The sequence below is a fragment of the Mesorhizobium sp. B2-4-12 genome (assembly GCF_006441575.1).
GTDB lineage: Bacteria > Pseudomonadota > Alphaproteobacteria > Rhizobiales > Rhizobiaceae > Mesorhizobium.
Map to the genome: position 1 here is coordinate 1 of NZ_VFVC01000038.1, position 21719 is coordinate 21719.

At 60.8% G+C, this 21719-nt stretch carries 16 protein-coding genes and 1 pseudogene; 8 read left to right on the forward strand and 9 right to left on the reverse strand.

What is annotated here, in order from left to right; genetic code table 11:
- Both FJ934_RS20805 and FJ934_RS20810 read left to right on the forward strand, forming a co-directional pair.
- The coding region (locus FJ934_RS20805; protein ID WP_281407621.1) for a TCP-1/cpn60 chaperonin family protein at positions 1-304 on the forward strand (304 nt) is incomplete at its 5' end.
- 38 nt (positions 305-342) lie between these two features.
- The gene (locus FJ934_RS20810) at positions 343-1386 is read left to right on the forward strand and encodes an NAD(P)-dependent alcohol dehydrogenase (RefSeq protein WP_140611901.1); all 1044 of its coding nucleotides are present in this window, start codon (positions 343-345) and stop codon (positions 1384-1386) included.
- A gap of 104 nt (positions 1387-1490) precedes the next feature.
- Here the strand turns inward: FJ934_RS20810 and FJ934_RS20815 are convergent, their stop codons facing one another.
- Positions 1491-3569, reverse strand: coding sequence for a sigma-54-dependent Fis family transcriptional regulator (locus FJ934_RS20815; RefSeq protein ID WP_140611903.1), 2079 nt, complete (start codon positions 3567-3569; stop codon positions 1491-1493).
- 84 nt (positions 3570-3653) lie between these two features.
- Positions 3654-4127 (reverse strand): hypothetical protein, encoded by a 474-nt coding sequence (locus tag FJ934_RS20820; RefSeq protein ID WP_140611905.1) that lies wholly within the window; start codon positions 4125-4127, stop codon positions 3654-3656.
- Between the two features lie 273 nt (positions 4128-4400).
- On the opposite strand from FJ934_RS20820, the gene FJ934_RS20825 reads away from it, so the two are divergent.
- A complete protein-coding gene (locus tag FJ934_RS20825) occupies positions 4401-5078 on the forward strand; it encodes an SDR family NAD(P)-dependent oxidoreductase (protein ID WP_246671580.1) in 678 nt (225 codons plus the stop codon).
- 324 nt (positions 5079-5402) lie between these two features.
- Positions 5403-6248, forward strand: a complete 846-nt coding sequence (locus FJ934_RS20830) for an SDR family NAD(P)-dependent oxidoreductase (protein ID WP_140611907.1) — start codon at positions 5403-5405, stop codon at positions 6246-6248.
- A 98-nt stretch (positions 6249-6346) separates the two neighbouring features.
- Here FJ934_RS20830 and FJ934_RS20835 read toward each other — a convergent pair whose 3' ends face one another.
- The 3 genes from FJ934_RS20835 to FJ934_RS20845 form a co-directional block, all read right to left on the reverse strand.
- Positions 6347-8380: an HWE histidine kinase domain-containing protein gene (locus tag FJ934_RS20835; RefSeq protein ID WP_140611909.1), complete on the reverse strand. Its 2034-nt coding sequence runs from the start codon at positions 8378-8380 to the stop codon at positions 6347-6349.
- Between the two features lie 317 nt (positions 8381-8697).
- On the reverse strand, positions 8698-9816 hold the full coding sequence (locus FJ934_RS20840) for a DUF1501 domain-containing protein (RefSeq protein ID WP_140611911.1): 1119 nt from the start codon (positions 9814-9816) through the stop codon (positions 8698-8700).
- Positions 9807-11159: a S8/S53 family peptidase gene (locus FJ934_RS20845; RefSeq protein WP_140611913.1), complete on the reverse strand. Its 1353-nt coding sequence runs from the start codon at positions 11157-11159 to the stop codon at positions 9807-9809. Before FJ934_RS20845 ends, FJ934_RS20840 begins: the two co-directional genes overlap by 10 nt.
- Before the next feature lie 164 nt (positions 11160-11323).
- Here FJ934_RS20845 and FJ934_RS20850 point away from each other — a divergent pair, with 164 nt between their 5' ends.
- A complete protein-coding gene (locus FJ934_RS20850) occupies positions 11324-11905 on the forward strand; it encodes a hypothetical protein (RefSeq protein WP_140611915.1) in 582 nt (193 codons plus the stop codon).
- A gap of 12 nt (positions 11906-11917) precedes the next feature.
- On the opposite strand, the gene FJ934_RS20855 is transcribed toward FJ934_RS20850, so the two are convergent.
- Positions 11918-13669, reverse strand: a complete 1752-nt coding sequence (locus FJ934_RS20855; RefSeq protein WP_140611918.1) for a tetratricopeptide repeat protein — start codon at positions 13667-13669, stop codon at positions 11918-11920.
- A gap of 281 nt (positions 13670-13950) precedes the next feature.
- On the opposite strand from FJ934_RS20855, the gene FJ934_RS20860 reads away from it, so the two are divergent.
- The 3 genes and pseudogenes from FJ934_RS20860 to FJ934_RS20870 all read left to right on the forward strand — a co-directional run bounded on the left by FJ934_RS20860 (position 13951) and on the right by FJ934_RS20870 (position 15988).
- Positions 13951-15048 (forward strand): YcaO-like family protein, encoded by a 1098-nt coding sequence (locus FJ934_RS20860; RefSeq protein ID WP_181165703.1) that lies wholly within the window; start codon positions 13951-13953, stop codon positions 15046-15048.
- Positions 15049-15169: 121 nt separating this feature from the next.
- A pseudogene (locus FJ934_RS20865) lies at positions 15170-15286 on the forward strand (leucine zipper domain-containing protein); the annotation flags it as partial.
- Positions 15287-15571: 285 nt separating this feature from the next.
- Positions 15572-15988 carry a hypothetical protein gene (locus FJ934_RS20870; protein WP_140611923.1) on the forward strand — a complete coding sequence of 139 codons (417 nt, stop codon included), beginning with the start codon at positions 15572-15574 and terminating at the stop codon, positions 15986-15988.
- A 284-nt stretch (positions 15989-16272) separates the two neighbouring features.
- Here FJ934_RS20870 and FJ934_RS20875 read toward each other — a convergent pair whose 3' ends face one another.
- From FJ934_RS20875 to FJ934_RS20885, 3 genes are read right to left on the reverse strand one after another with little or no spacing between them, the layout of a single operon-like run.
- Positions 16273-17571 (reverse strand): HlyD family type I secretion periplasmic adaptor subunit, encoded by a 1299-nt coding sequence (locus FJ934_RS20875; RefSeq protein WP_140611925.1) that lies wholly within the window; start codon positions 17569-17571, stop codon positions 16273-16275.
- A gap of 29 nt (positions 17572-17600) precedes the next feature.
- Positions 17601-19832, reverse strand: coding sequence for a cadherin-like domain-containing protein (locus FJ934_RS20880; RefSeq protein ID WP_140611928.1), 2232 nt, complete (start codon positions 19830-19832; stop codon positions 17601-17603).
- A gap of 10 nt (positions 19833-19842) precedes the next feature.
- Positions 19843-21642, reverse strand: coding sequence for a type I secretion system permease/ATPase (locus FJ934_RS20885; RefSeq protein WP_140611930.1), 1800 nt, complete (start codon positions 21640-21642; stop codon positions 19843-19845).
- Positions 21643-21719 lie beyond the last annotated feature (77 nt).

Genomic DNA, 21719 nt, shown 5'->3' on the forward strand with positions numbered 1-21719 from the left:
TCTGTCGCGGCCGCTGTGGCGCATTGCCGCCAATGCCGGCGCCGATCCCGAAGCCGTCGTCGCCGAGGTGACGCGGATCAATGGCGGCTACGGCTACAACGCATCAGCCGGCAGCTACCAGAACATGTTCGAGGCAGGGATTATCGATCCCGTCCGCGTCACCTACACCGCGCTCGCCAATGCGGCTTCGGTGGCGACGCTGATCCTGACCACCGAAACGCTGATCGGCGATCTTGCCGAGGATGAGGATCCGACCGCAGGCCCTGCGCGGGGCGGCGGTTCCGAAAAGCTCGGCCGCGCTTGAACCATTCCAGACAAACTCGACGCTGAGAGGACAAGACGATGAAAGCTGCCAGGCTGTACGAATACGATCCGAAGATGAATGTTCAGCTCAAGATCGAGGAGGTCAAGGCGCCGACGATCACCGCGCCGGACGAGGTGATCGTGCGGGTGGGTGCCGCCGGCCTCTGCCGCACCGATCTGCACATCATCGAAGGCGTGTGGAAGCCGACCATGGATCCCGAGGGCACGCTCTTGCCCTACATCATGGGTCACGAAAATGCGGGATGGGTCGAGGAGGTCGGCAGCGGTGTAAAATCGGTCAAGCGCGGCGATGCGGTTATCTGCCATCCCTTCCGCTCATGCGGCATCTGCCTCAATTGCCGCCATGGCGAGGACATGTACTGCGACAACGGCCAATTCCCCGGCCTTGGCATGAATGGCGGCTTCGCCGAATACTTCATCACCAGCGAACGCTCGCTGATCAAGCTCAACGCCAACATCACGCCGATCGAAGTGGCACCGCTGGCCGATGCCGGCATCACCGCCTACCGCGCCGCCAAACGCGCCGCCAAGCTGCTGCGGCCGGGGAGCTATTGCGTGCTGCTCGGCATCGGCGGACTCGGGCACATCGCGCTGCAATCGCTGCACGCGATCTCGGGTTGCCGCATCATCGCCGTCGATCGCGAACCGGCGGCGCGGGTTCTGGCCAAGGATCTGGGTGCCGACTTCGTGCTCGATGGCGGGCCAAACGTCGTCGAGGAGGTCAGCCAGATCACCGGCGGCGGCGCGCATGTGGTGATCGACTTCGTCGGCGAACTCGGCGTCGAGAACATCTGCTGGAAGATGGTGCGCAAGGGCGGGCAACTGTTCGTCGTCGGCTATGGCGGCAACATAAACGTGCCGACCGCGCATCTGGTCATCGAGGAGATCAACATCGGCGGCAGCCTGGTCGGCAATTTCACCGAGCTGGTCGAACTGATGGAACTCAACGCCGACGGCAAGGTGAAGATGCACTACACCGAGTACAATCTTGCCAGCATCAACACCGCGCTCGACGATTTCAAGAACCGGCGGTTCACCGGCCGCGGCGTCATCGTTCCCTGACGCTCGGCCGGAATGCAGGCGTAGGCCGGTCGCCAGTCCGATCCATCGGCCGCAATTCCCCAACCCCATGGCGCGAATGCCGTGGGGGTCTTTTTTGCTGCGTGTCAGAGGAACCCGCGCCGGATGCCGTACTGGCCGAGCTTGCGATAGAGCGTCGGCCGGGAAACCCCAAGCCTCAGCGCAACCTTGCTGAGATTGCCGCCCTCCGCGGCAAGCGCGTTCTTGATCGCCTGGCGTTCCGCATCCTCAAACGAGCACACCGGCGCTTCGAGCATGGCCGTGGGATGGTCCCCGTGCCTGGCCATGCTGTTTCGATCGCCCGCGCCGATTTCCCCCGGAAGGTCTTGCAGGTCGATCGCACTGTCGCGCGCCAGAATATGCAGGCGCTCGACCAGGTTCTTCAGTTCGCGCACATTGCCCGGCCAGCGATAGGCCAGTAGCGCGTCGAGCGCGTCGTTTGAAAACTCGAGCGGATCATTGCCTGCCAGCTTTGCGATCTGCCTGTTGAAGTGCTCGATCAAAAGCAGGACGTCCTCGCCACGCTCGCGCAACGCCGGGACTTGGATGGAGACCGCGCCGATGCGGTAGTAGAGGTCGCTGCGGAAGCGCCCGGCAGCCACTTCCTGCTTGAGGTCGCGGTTGGTCGAGGCGACCAGCCGCACATCCACCGGCCGGCCCTTCGAATCGCCGATGCGATGCACCACGCGCTCTTCCAGGACACGCAGCAGGAACGGCTGGATTTCGAGCGGTAGCTCGCCGATCTCGTCGAGGCTGAGCACGCCGCCATTGGCGAGTTCGAAGATGCCCGGCTTGCCGTCGCGCGAAGCGCCGGTAAACGCGCCCGCCACGTGACCGAACAATTCGCTGCCGAACAGTTCCTTGGTGATCGCCCCGCAATTCATGGCGATGAACGGATCGTTTTCCGAGCGCCGGCTGCCGGCATGGACAAGCCGCGCGAACAGCTCCTTTCCGACACCCGTTTCGCCTTCTATCAGCAGCGAGGTGACGCCGTTCGATCTTGCGACGCGGGAGGCGACATCGATGGCGGCAAGCAGCTTGTCGCTCTCGCCGACAATCATCGCAGCCGCCGTCTGCAGCTGCTTGTTCGCCTGCCGGTCGATCACGGTCACGCTGGAGACGACCGGCACCGAAGGGAAAACCAGCGCCGCGCCTCGAAGGTCGCCGTCGAGCTTCAGCGGCGTGACATGGCAGGATCGCAGATGCGCCGGCAGCGCGTTGGCAAGATCGGTCTCCGAGCCGGAGGCCGGCAGGTTCATCAGCCAGCGGCCGCGGCCCGGTTCCATCGGGCCGTCCATCATCTCCGTCGCGTCGCCGTTGGGCACGTTGTTGCAGAAGATCGCGCGGCCGCGATGATCGACGATCACCAGCCCATCCTTGCGGCGATAGCTGGGGGCCGACGAGATGAAGGCCTCCAGCAAGCGCGTGCGCTGCTCCTGCTGCTGTTCGGCCAACGCCTTTTCGATCTGCCTGGCGGTGGCGGCGACGAGTGCTGTGTTGTGCGGCCGAAAAATCGGCGAATAACCGGACAGGTCGACCACGCCGATGATCTTGCCGTCCAGCGGATCGCGGATTGGCGCACCAGCGCAGGTCCAGGATTTGATGCCGGCGCAGAAATGTTCAGCCGCATGGACGAAGATCGGTTCGCCGGTCCACAGCGCGGTACCGATGCCATTGGTGCCGACGGCGTCCTCGTTCCATTTGCCGCCGATGCCCAGATGAATGTCCATGCCGTCATGTAAGGTCTTCTTGTCGCCGATGGCATCGATCAGCACGCCGTCGCTGTCGGCGAGCACCAGCATCGCTCCCGTCCCCTCCAGCAACTGGCCAAGGGACGCGAACGATCGCCGTGCTGCCGAAAGCAGCTCGGCGTTGGCGCGGGTCAGGTATTCTATCTCGTCACGGTCACTGCTCAGCGGCGCTTCGATGCCTTGCGCATTGATGCCGCCGGTGGCGCTGCGATACCAGGAATCGTGGATCAGCGAGCGAACGTGGACCGGATCGCGTGCGCTTGTCGGCTCGTCGGAAAGAAAACTCTCCCACGCACGCATGGTGGCGCGCTCATCATAGTCGATCTTGTCCAGAACCAGTTGCCCGGTGGCGATCGACGCACGCGCCGGAAGAGCACCGGGTTTCATAGGATTGGGGCCGCTCGCGTGTTTCATTCAGTCATCACAGTACCTTTGAGGTATGCCATTTCTGTATGCTGTCGCGGATCGGACGTGCACAGCCACGCCGGATATCAGTCCTCAGTCGATGCCTAGTCTCGCCCCGATGTCGGCAGCAAGCTGCTCTTCGCTGTAAGCCGCCGTCAGCCGCGATCCATCCAGCCCGGCAAGCGCCTCGGCGATAGTGTCGTCGACCGGTGAGAAAAAGCCGTTCTTCTTCGTAGCCAGCACGAAGGTCTGGTCTCCGTTGCGGTTGCGGACATCGCCGATATGATGAAGTTGGCGGCCGGTATTCTGATCCTTTGAGATCACCCGGCCATTCATCGTCACCTGGATGGACGGCTTGGCGTCAGTCGCGGTTGTCGTGCTGCCGCCGACATGGATGATCAGGCCCTCGGCCTTGGGTTGTTGGCGCGGCTGCCTGGACGCCGAATAACCACCACCGCTGATCTGGTCGGCGAGGCGAACGATGGTCGAGCGGTTCTGCTCGATCAGCCGCTTGACCTGAACATCCTCGCGTCGCGGGCCGTCCCGCTTTGAGATGATCTCGACCATGAATCCTCCCAGATTCGTCGGCAGTGCCGTGGACACGGCGAATTCTTCTTCCTTACAGCGAACCCTACACTGACGCAGCCAGCTTCGCCATTCACACATTAGATAGCAACGAAATTCGGCTTGTTGGTAGCAGGCGGCTGCTACAATCCCGCCCCCAAGCCGCGCAGATCAAACTGGATCACAACGCGATGCTGCGTTCGACTATCGAATATTATGCTGTTTTTCAGCGAGCGCACATTGGCTAGAGAAGACCAAACTGCGAGCGCCGCCTGTTTGCCATACAATCATCAGGAAGCGGTTGAGGAACCCTCGCAGGCGGCTGAGCTCGCGATCACGAAGGGCGAGATCGAGGCGGCCGGGCGCAAGGCCTACGTCTATACGATGGATGTGAGCAAGAAACAGGACATCGAAGCCACCGCGCAGGCGCTGCTCAAGGCCGCGGGCAGCATCGACGTGCTGGTCAACAATGCCGGCATTCTGAAACCCAGTTTGCTGCAGGATCTCGACGAGGCCAACTGGGACGCGCATTTCGACGTCAATGCCAAGGGCGTGCTGATGATGTGCCAGGCGGTGTTGCCGCACATGCGCGCCAAAAAATCGGGAAGGGTGGTCAACATCGCCTCGATCGCAGGCCGGCAGGGCGTGCCCACACAGGGCCATTATGCCGCGACGAAGGCGGTCGTGATCACGCTGACCAGGGTGCTGGCGCAGGAGGTCGGCATGGACGGCGTCACCGTCAACGCAATCTGTCCCGGCATCATCCTGACCGAGATGGGCAAGAACAATCTGGGCAGCGAAGCGGCGATCCGCCATTGGGAAGATGTCGCGGCACTCAAACGCCTTGGCGCGCCGGAGGATATCGTTGGCCCGGTGCTTTTCTTCGCCTCGGACCTATCGGCTTTCGTCACGGGGCAGGCGCTCAACGTCGACGGCGGCATCTACTATCACTGACGATCAGCTTCAGCGGCACGGCAGCTGCGCCTTCTTTGCCGAGCGTGGGACCATTGAAGGCCCCACCCGTTCAAGCGCCTCGCTGAAGTCAGCAGGGTATAATGGCGCGGGCAATGCAGAAAATGCTCGCGGCGAGACCGCGGGGCAGCTGGCGCCCAAACTCGTCAAAGTCGCTTTGGAGCAGGTGAGGGCTCTGAAGCAGCTAATTAGAAGCGTAGCTCAGCGGTTCAGATCATCGGCGTTGGCAGCGAAATTTTCATCGCTGCCAGATACTAGAGTAATGGTACTATTTAGAGAGCGGGTGAGATTTAGAGAGCGGGTGAGATGCGTTTTGAAGACAAGGTCGTAATCGTCACTGGAGGCAATTCGGGAATTGGACGTGGAATAGCGCGGTATTTCGCCAAGGAAGGCGCCAGACTTGCTCTTGTCGGTCGCGACGGTGCCAAGGGCTCGGAAGTGGAAGCGGAAATTGTTTTCGCAGGGGGAAGAGCCACTTTTTTCCAGTGTGATCTTGCAAGCGAAACGGCGGTCGAGGCGCTGGTGAGGACGGTTGCTCAATGGGGCAGTCTGGACGTCGTCGTCAACAATGCGGGGGTCGGCTCTCGCCGGTCAGGCATCGAAGCCAATGAATCGCCGGGCCAGCGCTGGTCGAAGTTGCGCGGCCCCAATCTCGATTCGACCTATTTCGTCTCCTCCTATGCGCTTCCGGTGATGCGCGACTGCGGCGGTGGGTCGATCGTAAACATCTCGTCGACGGCCACACTGCACGGAAACTGGGGATTGTACGGCGTTGCGAAGGCGGGAGTGGAGGCGCTCACACGCTCGCTGGCGGTCGAAGGCGCGCCATTCGGAATCCGGGCAAATTGTGTCAGCCCCGGCTGGATCGCCACAGAGCTCGATGAAAAAGAACCTGCGTCGAGCACGAACTCCTCGGGCGAATGGGAAATCCCGCCGGGTGTCTTCAACCGCATGGGTACACCCAACGAGATTGCCGCAGCGGTGGCCTTCCTCGCAAGCGAGGAAGCATCCTTCATCACCGGTCAGACGCTTGTGGTCGATGGCGGGTTGTCGATCCTTGATTACACGTCCTTGTCGCTGCTCAAGACGCGCGGCCCCGCGCTGTTTTCGGGAACGTTGGCCGATACGTCCACCCAGCAGGAACCAAAGTGACACAATCAAAGCGCTCATCGCCGGTGCGGGTGCGAAGGATGGCTGAGTTAGAACCGTAGCACGGCAGTTCAGATCATTCGGCGTTGGCGGCGAAATTTTCACTGGGAGCCAGGTGCGATCACTTGGACCCCTGGCAGGTCTATTTCGAAGAGGCAAACTAAGCCTGACTGCTCAAATGAAAGCGAAACGGTGCCAGCGGATTCGGACTCGAAAATCCGCTCCAGCATCCTGGTGCCGAATCCCTTGCGCTCCGCCGGTTTTACGGGCGGACCTCCCTGCTCGCGCCATTCGATCCTGAGACGTCGAGCTCCGGCCGTATCGATCGCGACCCAACCAATTTTGATTGTTCCGTCGGCCACCGAGAGGGCGCCATACTTGATAGCATTGGTGGTGAGTTCATGAAAAGCCAACGCCAGCGACAGGGCGAGGTTGGGCGGTAGCCATACGGATGAGCCCGTAAGCTGAAACCGACCTGTAACCGCATGCGGCGACACCGAGGCCGTAATCACGTCCTTAAGGTCGGCACCCGTCCAGTTCTCGTGGGTCAGAATCTCGTGCGCTTTCGAGAGGGAGACGAGTCGGCTCGCGAGAGTGCGCCCGGCCTCGGGAAGGCTCGTAGCGTTTCGCAGGGTTTGACTGGCGATCGCCTGGACCACAGCAAGAGTGTTTTTGACGCGGTGGTTGAGCTCGTTCACAAGCAGCTTGCGCTGTTCCTCGCCGCGCTTGCGGTCGGTTATGTCCAGGCTGATTTGCACCGCACCTATGATGTTGCCACTGGAACCGGGAATAGGGCGCGCACTCGAGAGCAGGAAGCGTTGTACGCCAGAGGGTAGGATATAGGCGAACTCCTCGTTGTCGGTCTGCTCGCCACGCATGGCCCGGCTAAGCGGCCGATCCGCTCGACTAACCTTGTGGCCGTCTTTGAGGGCGATGGTGTCGATGACCATGTCAGGAGCGCCGAAGGATCTTCGAGTATCGGTCGGCAGCCCCATCAGCTCTGCAGCAAAGCGGTTGCGAATGACCTGAAGTGCCTGCGGGTCATAGGTGAACCACACCGCGGCAGGGACCGTTTCGAGTACGGCTTCCAATTCGTGTGTTCTTTCAGCAATGGCGCGCTCTGCCCCAATTAGAGCGTCCGCGATGGTCGCGAATTCCGAGACTGAAGTCGGCATTGGCGTGACCGGCTGACCCTTACCCATCGCCTCAGCGCGAACCTCAAGATTACGAGCAGCTCCGGCAAAGCGCTTGCCTACGACGTAGGCGAGGGCAAAGGACAATAGCATCGCCAAAAAGCCAATCGCGCAGATAGCGGCGAGAGAACGCCAGAGCGGAGCCTGAACTGCGGACAGGGGTACATTGGCGGTATAAAACCAATCGGAGAGGCCTGAGCGGTAGTAGCCTGCAAGCAGTGTCGTTCCCTGGTAGTTGCGCGATGTGAACGTCCCGGAACTTCCCACGATCTTCTCAAGATACTCCGGCAGCCCCGGCTTGCCGGTCATTTCGTCGTGCAGCTGAGAGCGTGCCACATAGGTGCCGCTGCGATCCCCGATACCTATCGTCCAGCCTGCGGGTGCTGCAGGCATCATGACATCGCGAATCTCGCTGGTCGGAACGGTAAGGGCGAGAAGCCAGCTTTCGCCGTGCGGGCCTTGCACTGGAATAGCGACGGCAATTCGATACTCTTTCGACGTAGGGCTGGCGTAGACTCCGCTGACCAACGGCAAATGCGATTTGAGCTTGGCGAGATCGGCAGCCGACAATGGGACAGCGGGAGGGAGTCCGCTCTCATACTCGGCTTGCGTGTTGAACAACTGACCACGGTCGAGGTCCCGGAGGAGTATGATCCGATCCGTGCCTTGAATTAGACTGCGTGCCTCTCTGTGCAGAGCCTTCAGATCGCCGTCGGCCAATGCCGTTGATTTGGATAACCCCTTTATCACTGTCTGAAGGTTGACCAGTTCACCTTCGACAACGAGAGCGACCTGACGTGCTGTCTGCAGCGCATCCTCCTTGAAGCGATCTTGTTCACGGACGGCGTACTGGACAAGGAGATAGGCCGCAAAAAGCCAGACCGGAAAAACAGCGGCGGCGATCAGACCGAGTAGGTGCAATCGAGCGGAAACGCGACGCATCTAGCCCCCTGCGGAATTTTCCTCGCACAATAGAGGCGGTGATAGGAGCTGCAAGCGGATACTTGCATACGGTCACACAGCGGCCCAGATGTGTGACTATTGCGCCGGTGCGTCGTGGGCCTAGGGAATTCCGCGCTAAGCGCTTGAATCAGGCGCCTATCGGCGGTGGCGGCGAGACCGCGTCCTTTCGGGCCCCGACGTCTCGCCCCTGATGCAGGGCGTTGGCGTTGGGGCTGGCGCAAAAGACCTGCCGATCAACTGTCACCTTGGTTCACAAGCGGACGTTGGCGCTGCTACGCGTTCTTGCCAAGGGTGCATCAGATCTGAAACAACCCCTTGGTTGCTTGAAGGCCCGATGCGTTTGGAGCGACCATCGCCATTGCCTGCCTTGAGAGTCCAAGATGGTCTTTCAACACAGCGTTGACGATCGAGCGTATATCGGTGGTGACCGCTAAATCGGCCCCCTCGTCGAGCTGATCCGCCGCCAACCCGGGCCAGCGACCCTCGATCCGCCCCCCGGCTATCGCACCACCCATCAAGAACGCTACGCTGGCACTGCCATGGTCGGTGCCGCCTTGTTCGTTGAAGTGGATAGAGCGCCCGAATTCCGTAACGCCGAGCACAACGGTTTGACGCCAGATCGCGGCTGCTGCTTCCGAGAACGCGACGACACCACGCACCAATGTCTCAAGGGTCGCCGAAAGACGCCCTCCCTGAGCAACGTGGGTATCGATGCCGTCCAACCGCAGCAGGGCCACGCGCGGACCGTCCGGCCTGGACAGCGCCTGCGCCGCGGAGGTCGCCGCTGCGGCAAAGCTGGCAGCACTCAGCGCCTGTCGCCTTGCAAGCAACGTCTGTACCGCGTCTCCGGCTGAACCAAACGCCTCACCGAGGCAAAGGCGGGCGATGTCAAGTCCCGGATTGGCCAACACGAGATCGACAAGCACATCATTTGGGAGGTCGGCCGGCGCTGCGCGCCAAAGTGTTTGCCTTCCCTGCGACAGCACCGAAGCGGCTCTTCCTGGCCAGCCAAAATCGCCGCCGTCGACATCGCCGTCGAACAGGACCCTCTGCGCGGCGTCATGCGATTTCCCGATACCCGGGATGCCCGTCGCGGGCAGGATCAGCAATTCGCCGGCCGAATAGAACCGAGCAAGAGGTTCCAGCGCCGGATGAAGCGCAAACAGCGGATCAAGCTTCACCCCGAACGCGTCGTCGGACGTGTCAAGTTCTCTCGCCGTGCCTCGCACCCGCCGGAAATCCGGATCGCCATGGGGCGGCAGCGCGGCCAGCGCATCAAGTCCGCCCCGAAGATGAACGACCAGCAGCCGTGGGTGGCTGTCGCCAGCAAGAACCGCCGAGGCAAACCCTGCGCTCGTGCCAAACAGCGAGGCAAGACCCAAACCCTGGAGGGCCGTGCGGCGCGTCAATTGCATTTCGGATAATCCGGATCGGTGACGTCCGACTTTCCGGGCGTCGAATATCCGACCTGATCGGCATTTGGGATCACGTACTTTTTGATCGGGACCTCCAGCAAATTCGCAGGGTTCCGAGCCAGCAGTCCTGCCAGAACTGGAGCGGCAAGGGATGTCCCCGAACAGATATTCTGTCTTAGCTCGTGTTTTTTTGTGCTCCGCCAAAGCACCGGGACGTCAACGCCGGGCTCGGACATGGCCGCGCCAAAAGAGCCGCCATTCCAAAGCAGATCACACCAATCGTTTGAAACGGTGCTGCACGCACCAATGACGATGGTACCGGTCGGGATATAAGTGCTTTTGGATGCCGAGACACTTTGGATGAAGCCTTGCGTCGGGTTTGGAGAAAAATATTCCGACGCATTCGCCGGGAAAAAGGACTGTACCCACGACGCCTCGTCATCTTCCGGCGCATTGCCCGCCGCAATCACAATGCGGACCTGCTTGTTTGCGATCGCAAACAGCAGCTTGTCCATCAGACCAAGCTGTTCTAATTGGCCATCCTTCCTCGCGGTCTCCAAGAACTGCGCGCCCCAGCTGATGTTCAGGATTTGGCCGGCGGACGCATTGTCACTGACATATTGCAGGGCGACAAGCGGCGATCCGACGATCTTCGACTTGTTATCCTTAAATGCCTTGACAATCTTGAGCGGCACCCCGGGGCTGATCCCAACGATGCCAAGGTATTCTCCACTTGTTGTACCTGACACACGCTTTCCGCCAACGATGCCTGCGACCATCGTGCCGTGACCTTGAGTGTCTGCCACACCCATGGTCGTGCTGCATGGAGTGACCGTGCAGTTGATCCGTTCCGAAATATTAAGAAGCCCTTTTGTGACGATGTCTTCGTCGACGCCGCTGTCGATGATCCAGACCGCGGACCCGTTGGTCACAGGACCGGGCGACCCGACGACTCTGCAAACGCTCGGCGGCACGAGCTTGTCACCCGTCACATCCGCTAGCGGACTGCGTCCTTCGCAACCGCCATCCGCGAACAGACTTACCTCAAATGAGTCCGGTTCCTGATACCCTTCCGACAGAAGCTTGTTCGCTTCCTTGTCGGTAAAGCTTCCCGTGACCAGGCTAAATCCCAGGTCCGGCATGTCGACAGCCTGCAGGGCGTCCCCCGACGGATTGATCTTTTTCAGACTGGCGATAACCGATCCAAATCTGTCCTTGTCCGCAAGTGGCGCGATGAATGTGTGTTGCGTAACTTGCGGCTCGCCGGGCGCTTCGTCCGCGTGCGCGATCGTGGCCGCCGAAAGTGTGGCGGCGAGAAAAGTCACAAGCCAGGCGAGCCCCATGGATCCCTACCATCTGCTGGTCGACTGACGGCAGCATGCTCCCAATACCTCTGTCTGTCCACGGCAAAGCATTGGAGGCGAGCCGCTTGACGGCTCTCCTTGCGGCCAAAGAAAAAGCAGCCTAGGTTGTTGTCGCACGCCTCAAAGCGCGAGGAGCAACGCTTGTGCCCAAGGTGAAACTCAAGCAGGGCCGACAGGCTCCGGAGATTGGCGCGGCGCTCGTGGGGGCCTGGCTGAAGGCTTTGCCGCCCGCGTTCACGGCGACTATATCAGCAGTAGGTTCGACCAGTCCTTTGAGTATAACCGTGAACGTGGCGAACGCATTCATGCTCAATGAAGTCATAGCTCTGCGCACTAAAGACAAGACTGGCGGCGTTCGAAGTGTGAGGGTAGGACCGATCACCACGGGAACTTCGGGTAAAACCTTTCGTGTAGTTGATCTTGATGGTGTCGATATCAATTACGAAGGAAAAAGTTTGGTGAATGGCGTGGTGTCGAAAGTAAAAGACTTGAATGACGCCACTTTTCGCAACGAACTTAAGATTGTGCTGGAGCAGATCGTCGACGCGAAAGTGAACCTGGCGTGCGATGCCCCAACGGAGCTGACTGTGGTCCTGCCAGCCCTGCCGGAAGGCGTTGTCACGCGCGAGGACCTGATAGATTACCTCGGGACGTACCACAACAACGCACAGGGTCGGCACTATCATGAGGAGCTTGCGTCCGCGGTCCTTTTCGGCTGCCGATAGCAGACTTCAATATCAGTTCGGCAGCCCTGCGGCGAGCAGCGCCTTGAACAGCGTGGCCCGATCCTCCTCCAGGCGATAGGGCTCCTTGGCCACGAATCGACTGCAAGAAAAGCTGGGCGTACCCGCCAACACGCGAGCCGCATACAACTTCGCGTCGCTGTCCCGGCCAAGCGCCGAGCTCGAAGCGGCCATGTAGGCGCTAACCCATGTCGGCATTGTCGACGAACGGCTCAAAGCGACCAATGCCGGCTCGGGCCGGCCCGCAATGAAGTGGACGATGCCGCGAAACGGCCAATACCAGGATGGTTCATAGAGGGGATCGAGGACCTGCGCCCGCTCGAACCATTGCATGGCGCGATCCGGTTCGCCGCCAAATGTGTAGAGGGTGCCGAGATAAGAAACCTGCTCGGGATCGTTCGGATTGAGGGAGAGGGCCCGTGCATAGAGTTGCGCGGCGACGTCGAAGTCTCGCAGGTGCAGCAGCACCCAGCCGAGAATGTTGAGGCAAACCGGATCGTTGGCGGAGAGCGCCACCGCCTTCTTGGCAATTGCATGCGCCTCGTCGAGCAGGGCATCGGAAGATCCCATGTCGCGAAACCATTCCAGCTGCTTGTAGTGAGCAAGCTTGGCGTAAGCGCGCCCATAGGTCGGATCGAGGTCGATGGCGCGCTGATACCATTGCCTGGCTTCCGCTTCAGACGCGAGGTCGCCTAGCGGCAAGGCATTGCCGCGCAGCACGCACTCATAGGCCGCCAGGTTGGCCGGCGGCTTGCGCCGCGCCTTCTCCGCACCCGCTGCCTTGAGGCGCCCGATAACCGTGCCCACGATCTTGCGGACCAGTTCGTCCTGCACATCGAATATGTCCTGATCGTCGCTGTCATAATACTCGGCCCAAACGTCACCGCCGGACGTCGCGTCAACCAGTTCGCACGAAAGGCGGATACGCTTCCCCATCCTCCGGATTCGCCCCGAAAGCTCGAAATCGAGCCCTATATCCGAGACCAGCTTCGGCAGTTCCACATCCTTGAGCCGCAACGAGGTATGGTATGACGCGACGGAGAGCTGCGTGAACCGCGTCAGCTCGGTGATGACGTCTTCTGTGAACCCTTCGCTGAAATAGGGTTCCACGCCGCCGGTGCTGACAAATGGGCGGACCAGGATCGATGGCGTGTTCGAGCCAGAAGTCTCGGCGCCGATCCTCGGAGAGGGGCCTTCGGGTCTGTGAATAAGCGAGTAGACTGCCACGGGTCGGGGAATGTTCTTGAGCTGAAACTCGCCGCAATATTCGAAGGGCAATTGCAGCCCTCCGCGGACCTCCTCATGCACTTTTGCCGAAAGGCAAATGCCTCCGGGTGCTGCGATCTGTTCAAGGCGTGCAGCCACGTTCACACCGTCGCCGAACACGTCTCCGTCGCCGTCGACGATAATATCGCCGAAATTTATGCCCATTCGAAGCAACAGACTGGGCGACGATCGCTCGGGGTTTGCGAGATGGGCTTGAATAGCCACGCCACACCGGACCGCTTCGATGGCGCTGGGGAACTCCGCTACGACACCGTCGCCGGTGTTCTTTACAACGCGGCCGTCATGCCGATGAAGGTAGCCTGGGACCTCGTCGTGCATCAGCGCCCGGACGCGGGTAAACGTGCCTTCCTCGTCTTCCGCCATCTGTTGCGAATAGCCGACCACGTCGGCGACCACGATCGCGGTCAGGCGCCGCTTCAGGGTGCCGTTGTTTGCGGTCAATTCATGCTTTGGGGTCAATCCATACCTCGGGTCGGACGTCCGAACGTACTTTAGCACATTTGCAGGATGCTATCGCGCATGGCAGCGTGTAAACTGCCACATGAGAGCTTCGGACGTGCGACAGAGTGAATCCGTTCAGAAGCGCTCGCAATGCGAAGATCCGCACATTCGAGGGCTGCGTGGGGTCGAGTCTTCTTTATGGCCCGGTGGTAATCTCGGACCCGTTGCTCGGCTGTCCTCTCACTGTGGCGGCCGGCCGCGTTCGCGCCGCCCGAGATGGGGATGAGAGCACTTACTTCGTGTCTGGTTGGGGCACGACAGCCGAGCAGGCGCTGCAGGGCTGCCTTTATGAGGCGGACGAGACCTACTTCGCCCAGATCATTCCCGAGAGGCGAATTCTCCGGTCTTGCGCCAATGCGATTTATGGGCGGGTCGTCGAGCCGCCCGGCATCCTTCTTTTCAGCGAAGAGCAATATGACCGGAGAGAGGGCGGGAACCGACAACCCGCACTCCGCAACATGGTTCCGACCCGCTGGGATAGATCCGCGCCTGAAGACTGGATCCTGAGTGACGACAAGCTCGGTACGGAGCAAGCTTGGGTGCCCGCGAGACTGTGTTTCCTCGGATATGATCCCTGCGAGGGATCATCTCTGCCGGCTGCCGACTCGAACGGACTTGCGCTGGGCATCAGCGTTGAGGGTGCTGCGATGAGCGCACTTCTCGAGCTGATAGAGCGAGATGCGACCTCTATCTGGTGGTACAATCGGCTTGTTCTGCCTCGAATCGATCCGAAGTCGATGGCAAGCGACACCGTATCTTCGTACGAGGATTGGCTTCGGCATCGAGGCCGCGAATTGCGGCTTCTACGACTTACGTTGGATTTGGCGGTGCCAACAGTTGCGGCAATCTCCAGCGACAGTTCCGGCCGGTTTCCGGCGATGGGGTTTGCGGCAGGCGCATCGTGGTCAGAGGCTGCCATAAGGGCGGTCGGCGAGCTTGCTCAATGCGAAGCGAACCTCGCTCTGCTCTCACAACAGGCGCGGCAACAAGGAACGATCCGCTTTACGCCCGGCGCGCGGCAACTTTATCGCTGGCATCAAGAAACAGATCTTGGGCTATATCCATATCTGCAGGGTGGGAATAGCGGGCCAGCTTGCACGGATGAATCGACACTTGACTACGCCTCATGCGTCAAACTCTGCCACGAGCGAAACCTGGAGATATTCGCCGTCATCTTGATGCAGGATGAGCAGCAGTCCCTTGTCCGCATTTTCGCTCCAGGCTTACGTTCGACCAAACCAAGGTTTGGCCCGGGCAGGCTCTATTCTGTTCCAGGCACTCTTGGCCTCAGGCCTGCGAGCTCAAATCTCATATGCCGAGACCCTTTCCCATTTTAGCGTCGAACCCAAGGCTGCCGCAAAGTTCTAAATTGGGACCGAACACTGCTCTGCCGCTTCAGCCCATTCGACGCTGTTGCGTCGAGAGGAGATGGTGCGCTGGCCGTTGTTGAAGGCCGCCTCCAAAGCCGATGTGGCGCGGATCCATGGCGTGATGGCGAAGGTTGTAGTGCGCTGGGTTGAGCGGTTCCTGTCGGAAGGACCTGCCGGCATGGCGGATCGTTCGTCGCGGAACCGCTGATATAGCGCGACATTATTCCTGCTTGGCTTTGTCAGAATTCCGAAACCTGGAGGCGGCGTGGCCGCGCAGGCTGGCTAGCTCCCTGGAGCAGTCCATCCGAGTTCCCGGCCTGTGCAATAGGGAATATGGCATAGCGCGCAACTTCGGAGAGTTCAGAGACGGATCCATTGCGACCGTTGCGACGCATAGAGCCGGGCCCATGCCTCCTCATGTTCACAAGCCTTTTCAAGCCGGGTACGGCAGGTTACCAATCATTATAAGACAATCGCAAAAGGCCGCCGCATGACCGAGGCCCTTGGGTCCTTGCAAGATTGGTTCCACCAAACGGTTCCCCCGGTGCTCTCATGGTGGCTCGGTTCGATCATGACCGGCGTAGCCCTGTCGCCGGCGTTTGCCCTGGTTCTACTGCTGATGTCGATTCTTTGTGCGGTGCTTGGAAGAAGTATCGCCATCATGATCGTTTCCCTCTGCTTCAGCGCGAATGCCGTTGCACTGTGCGGTCTCGTCCCTACGCAGCCTTTGAGAGGCGGGTTGATCGTCCTGGTAATGTTGGGCTTCGGATTGTTGGCGTCGGCCTTATATCGTGAGCGGGGCAAGGTCGACAAAATGTATCAACGACTGGAAGCCGCTCGAAAAGAGACTGAGGAAATAAGGGGGCTTCTGGATAATGAAATCAAATGGCGCAAGGCATCGGAATGACGCCGCCGAGGTTGGTAGCGGCCCGCACCCTTGACGGCCATTGAATTGCGCCTTGGGGCTGAACCATGTCGTGGCCAGGCACCATGACGCGCCTCGCGGGCTGGCGGGTGTCGGCCTGTCGGAATTTCCAGGCTCATCCGCCGAGAGCAGAGGAAGGAAGCAAACAGGCAGCTGCCAACGCCTGGCGGGTGGGGGGGAAAGGCGTTGGCAGCTATCAGGGCGCGCATGCTCACCCCGATCACCCCGTCGCCCCCCGCAATCAACGACGACGGAACGCTATTCGATCATTCTTCGTTCACGGCCCGCTTCATCTGATCGGTGAATGGCTTGACCAGGTAGGAAAGTGCAGATCTTTCCTTGGTGTGCAGGAAGACCTCGACCGGCATGCCTGGCACCAGTTGCTTGCCGTCGAGGCCACTGTCATCGACGATCGCGATTGTTGAAAGGTAATAGGCCTGGCCGGTCTGCGCGTCGACACTAGCAGCCGCTCCAACAACGTTGACGCGCCCGCCAATCTCGGGTGTGGTGCGCTGGTTGAATGACGAGAAGCGCAGCCTCACATCCTGGCCCGTTGATACCTGGTCTATATCGGTCGGCGCGACCCGAGCCTCGATGATAAGTTCGTCACCGCCAGGCACGATTGACATGACGGTTTCGCCGGGCGCAATCACCCCGCCCACCGTGTGAACCTTGAGATCGTTGACGATTCCCGAAATCGGCGCCCGCAGCTCCATGCGCGTGAGACGATCCTTTGCGGCGACGATACGATCGTCCAGCTCGGCGACTTTGGCCTCGACGTCGCGCAACTCACGCTGGGCATCAGTCCTGACCTGCTGGTCGAGTTCAATCATCTTGAGATTGACCTCGCTGATCTGGCCCCTGGCCCGCGCTATGTCGGACTCGACCTCGGCGATATGGCCGTCGATCTTGATCAGGTCCCGTTCCAGCGTGCGCGTCTTGTCGCCTTCGATGAGCCCCTTGCGCAACAAGGGCGCCAGGCGGCCCAGATCTTCAGCCACGAGGGCACGTTCGCTTTTGCTGGACGTCTTCTGCGCTTCCAGGCCTCTGATCTGTTCCTCGTACTGTTCGATCTGCGATGCAAGTTGCGCCTTCTGAGCCACACGCGTGGCCCGGTTATTGGCAAACAGCCGCTGCTCGCCATCCACGATGGCGTGCGGATCGACATCGGCTGCGAAATCGAACGTGATCTGGTCCAGATCGTCGCGCTCGGCGCGCAAGCGGGCGGAGCGTCCCTGGAATTCCAGAAACTGGCCACTCAACACGCCCAGCTCCGCCCTGGTCTGGGTTTCGTCGAGGCGGATCAAAACGTCACCGACTTTCACCGCATCGCCGTTGGCGACTTCGATCGCGCCGATGATGCCGCCGTCGCGATGTTGAATCATCTTCAACTGCTTTTTCGAGGTGACTTTACCCTGCGCGATGATCGCACCCGACAGGTTTGCATTGGCCGCCCAACCTCCGCAGCCCAGAACCAAACCCAACGCCAGGAGGCCGGAGACCGCCACCCTGGAGTGAATGGTGTAATGTGGCCGACGCGTCTTCTTCTCAAGATTCTTGTCCACGCTTTTACCCCTATCGTTTACGCGGTCGCCTATGCCTGACCAGGCATCGCGGCGTCGTGCTTTGCTTCAAGAATGAAGTCCTGAGCCGTCAGTTCGTGATGGCCGTCCAGGGCCAATGAGAATTCATCGTCCGGGTCGCCGACGAGATTCCCGGAGACGAGCGTGACCTCGTGATCAATGTCGAGCGTTTGAAATTTGAAGACCACCGCCCCCAGATCGGCTGGTGCCGCCGAAGCCGCGCCGGCAAAGAACAGTTTGTGGCCTGCAAAGTCATTGAGATCTTCTGAAATGCGCGACAGATCGATGCGGTCTCCTTGATAGAAATCCATTATCAGGTCGCGCGGCCCGCCCTGGTTTTCCAGGGATTGAAGCGACTGGAACACGAACAGGTCACTGCCGCCGCCGCCCACCATGACATTGACGGCATCGTTCGCCACCAGCGTGTTTCGCCCATGACCGCCCACGATGCTCTCGATTTCAAAGATATGGGCCTCTTCGATGCCATCGAGGAAGACGAGCCCGTCCGGCAGGTCCACAAGGGTGTCGTGGGCATTGGCGGAAAGATCGAGCGTATCCTGGCCCGCGCCGCCATCCACGATATCGATCCGGACGTCGTTGCAAAGAACAATGACGTCATCGCCCGCGCCGCCGTCAATGTGGTCGAGACCTGCGCCATCGCTCAGATGATCATTGCCGTCGCCGCCGCTCATGGTGTCGTCACCGGCGCCACCAATGAGCGTGTCATCGTCTTGCCCGCCGTCGAGCACATCGTTGCCGTCACCGCCGTCCAGCGTATCGGCGCCCGCATCACCATGGAGCGAGTCGGCGCCGTCGCCGCCCAGCAAAGAGTCCGCGCCGTCGCCGCCGGCGATTGCATCGTCACCGCTGCCGCCAATCAGGAGGTCGGCCCCAGCGCCGCCGTAGAGAGCATCGTTACCATCGCCGCCGTCCAGCGTATCGGCGCCGTCTTCGCCTTCCAGCACGTCACTGCCCGTGCCGCCGTCGGCGACATCGTTGCCATCGCCACCATGGATCTGGTCCTGGCCCTCGCCGCCGAGAAGCAGATCGTTGCCCGCATCGCCATACAGAATGTCGTTGCCCTCGCCGCCGAACAGGGAATCGTCGCCATGACCGCCAAAAAGGACGTCATTGCCGCGGCCGCCCCAGATGACATCGTTGCCGTCGCCCCCGATGAGCCGGTCGTTGCCGTCGCCGCCGTGGATCGTATCGTTGCTTTCGCGCCCATAGACGACGTCATTGCCGCCGCGGGCATCGATCAGATCATCGTAAGGGGTTCCTATCAGCACATCGTCACCCTCGGTGCCGGCCATGGATTCACCGGCGGGCTCCGTGACTTCGAGGTGAGCGCTCTGCTGGATGGTCTCGACGCCGTCGCTGATTTGATAATGGAACGTGACGGCTCCAATCTGGTCGTGCTCGGGCGTATAGAGCCATCGTTCCAGTCCGATGCGGCGAAGTTCACCACTATCGGCCTCCAGCGAGCGCACGATCAAATTGTCCCCATCCGGGTCGCTGGCGCCGTTCAGCAGTTCGCCCATGGTGATGATGACCGACAGGTTCATCATGCCGTCGGAAAGAAAGACCGGACCGGTCAGGACCGGCCGCCGATTTGACTTGGTCGGTCCTGGCGAACCCTGGCCGGGGTCGGTTTGGCCGGGCTGATTTCCTTGTCCCCCGCTGCCGCCCGGGCCCGACCCGCCGCCGGTTTCGCTCCCGCCATGGCCTGGCAAAACGCCACCGGGAGGTGAGGATCCCCCACCACCATTGTCGTTGCTGGCAATGGGTGGCGGCGGGGCACCATGGCCGCCTGGACCGTGGATGCTGTTGCCGACGCCAGCGCGAACGTTCGGGTGCAGCCCTTGCACGCCCCACGGCCGATGCGGCTGCCAGACGTCGAAATTGAGGTCGCTAACATTGACGCCTATGGGTTCGGCGAGACTTCGCAGATAGTCCGCGACATCGCCGATCTTCTGTATCTGCGTCACGACCGGATCGCCCTCGGCGTCGGATGGGTGATCGTCGCCCTTGGTGGTCTGGTCGGCATGTCCGCCCGGGTTTTTGTCGGGGACGTTCTGGTCGCTCTCGAATATCTTTTTCAGGAGTGCCGCGAATGCACCGATCAAGAATGGAAAGGCAGAGACCGAATTGACGCGCGAGCGTGCATCACGCAACTTAAAACGGTTCTTCGGAGCGTCGAGCTCCTCGTGGTTGGGCAGTCCAAGTGCGAGCCGATCGTCCATTTTTCGCTCGTCAATCCTTTTGCGCGGCCGCAACGGCCGCCGCGGCGCGCACCTTGCCGCCAGAGCTAGGCGTTGGAGCGGCGCGCGTCTTGCCAGCTGAGGCAGGCACCGTGGCGACGCGCGCCGGTTCGCGGATCAGCTCATCCTTCGGGCCTATCGCAACCAGCTTGCCGTTCTGTATCAGCCCGACGAGATCGACCGCTGCCAGGGCACTCGGGCGATGGGCAATCACAATGGCGATGCCACCACGCTGACGAACGCCCTTGAGCGCCTCCGTCAAGGCGGCCTCGCCTTCGGCGTCGAGGTTGGAATTCGGCTCGTCCAGCACGACAAGGAAAGGGTCGCCGTAAAGAGCGCGAGCAAGGCCGATGCGCTGGCGCTGGCCGGCCGACAGGGAGGTGCCGTTTGGCCCAAGTTCGGTCTGGTATCCCTGGCTGAGCCTGACGATCATTTGATGGACACCGGCGGCGCGCGCGGCGGCAACGATCCCGCGTGCGTCGGCTTGCGGATCGAAGCGCGAGATGTTCTCGGCGATCGTCCCCTCCAGCAGAGACACATCCTGAGGCAGATATCCGATATGGGCACCAAGTTTATCGCTGTGCCACTGATCGAGATCAGCATCGTCGAGCCTGATCGAGCCGCGCAGCAGCGGCCAGACACCGACAATGCTTTTGGCCAGCGATGTCTTGCCGCCGCCGCTTGGGCCGATCAGTCCCAGCGCATCGCCGGCCTTGAGTTCGAAAAAAACCTCGCTCAGAAGAACCGCGCCGGTATGGGGCGCAACGACGGTTGCTTTTTCCACTTTCAGCGTTTGGCAAGGCGCCGGAAGATCGATAATCCGGGCCTCATCATCCATAGCCGCAAGGGTTTCCTTTAACCGGCCAAAGCTTCGGCGTGCAGCGACGAAACCCTTCCAGTTGCCGATCGCCATGTCGATGGGAGCGAGGGCGCGCGCCGAAGCGACCGAACACGCGATGATGGAGCCCGATGAGAGTTCTCCCTTCATGGTGAGATAGGCGCCAAGGCCCAGAAGCGCCGATTGCAGCATCATGCGCAGCACTTTTGCCAGGCCGCTGAAGGACCCCGTCACATCGCTGGTCTTGGTTTGCAAATGGAGATGTTTGTCATTGGCGGCTGAAAAGCGCGACACGGCACGGGAGCCGAAGCCCATTGCCTTGAGAATATCCGCGTTGCGCGCATGTGCGTCGGCGATGTTCGAACGCGTGATGGCGGCGCGGTGCGTATCCTTGACGACATTTCTCGTCATCACTTCGGTAACGACGGTCAGGGCGATGAGGACTATGGCGCCCGCGAGTGTCAGCAATCCGAGCATGGGGTGGAGGAGATAGACGAAGCCCAGGAAGAGCGGCATCCAGGGCAGGTCGAACAGGGCGATAGGGGCCTGGCTGGATATGAAGCCGCGCACGGTATCCACGTCCCGGCCCCGCTCGAGCGCTTCCGACGTGGAATAGCCGTAGCGCGGCATCTCGATAACCACCTGATGGGCCAGCGGGGCCAGCCTGGCGTCGAGGCGCGCACCATAGCGGACGAGAATCTGGGACCGCAACACGTCGAACAGGCCCTGGAAGAGGTAGAGTCCGATGGCCAGCACCGAGAAGGCTACCAGCGTGGGCACGCTGCCGCTGGGCAAGGCCCGATCGTAGATCTGCAGCATGTAGAAAGAGCCGGTCAACGCCAGAAGGTTGATGACACCGGAAAGGCAGAGCAGAAAGACTGCAAGCCCGCGATAATTGCCGATGTATTGCGACACATCGGGAGCAGAACGGGTGCGTTTCTTTTGGGTACTCATGAAAGCCCACCTCAACCATATTGAACTGTCTGCAGACTTGAACGGCCGCCAGGGATTGCCCCCGGCGGCCAGAACGT

Excerpts from the sequence above, each read along its gene's own strand:
- FJ934_RS20870 (WP_140611923.1), top strand. The coding sequence starts at position 15,572 with ATGACCGAGGCCCTTGGGTCCTTGCAAGATTGGTTCCACCAAACGGTT.
- FJ934_RS20880 (WP_140611928.1), bottom strand. The coding sequence starts at position 19,832 with ATGGACGATCGGCTCGCACTTGGACTGCCCAACCACGAGGAGCTCGAC.
- FJ934_RS20830 (WP_140611907.1), top strand. The coding sequence starts at position 5,403 with ATGCGTTTTGAAGACAAGGTCGTAATCGTCACTGGAGGCAATTCGGGA.
- FJ934_RS20815 (WP_140611903.1), bottom strand. The coding sequence starts at position 3,569 with ATGAAACACGCGAGCGGCCCCAATCCTATGAAACCCGGTGCTCTTCCG.
- FJ934_RS20835 (WP_140611909.1), bottom strand. The coding sequence starts at position 8,380 with ATGCGTCGCGTTTCCGCTCGATTGCACCTACTCGGTCTGATCGCCGCC.
- FJ934_RS20810 (WP_140611901.1), top strand. The coding sequence starts at position 343 with ATGAAAGCTGCCAGGCTGTACGAATACGATCCGAAGATGAATGTTCAG.
- FJ934_RS20885 (WP_140611930.1), bottom strand. The coding sequence starts at position 21,642 with ATGAGTACCCAAAAGAAACGCACCCGTTCTGCTCCCGATGTGTCGCAA.
- FJ934_RS20820 (WP_140611905.1), bottom strand. The coding sequence starts at position 4,127 with ATGGTCGAGATCATCTCAAAGCGGGACGGCCCGCGACGCGAGGATGTT.
- FJ934_RS20840 (WP_140611911.1), bottom strand. The coding sequence starts at position 9,816 with ATGCAATTGACGCGCCGCACGGCCCTCCAGGGTTTGGGTCTTGCCTCG.
- FJ934_RS20845 (WP_140611913.1), bottom strand. The coding sequence starts at position 11,159 with ATGGGGCTCGCCTGGCTTGTGACTTTTCTCGCCGCCACACTTTCGGCG.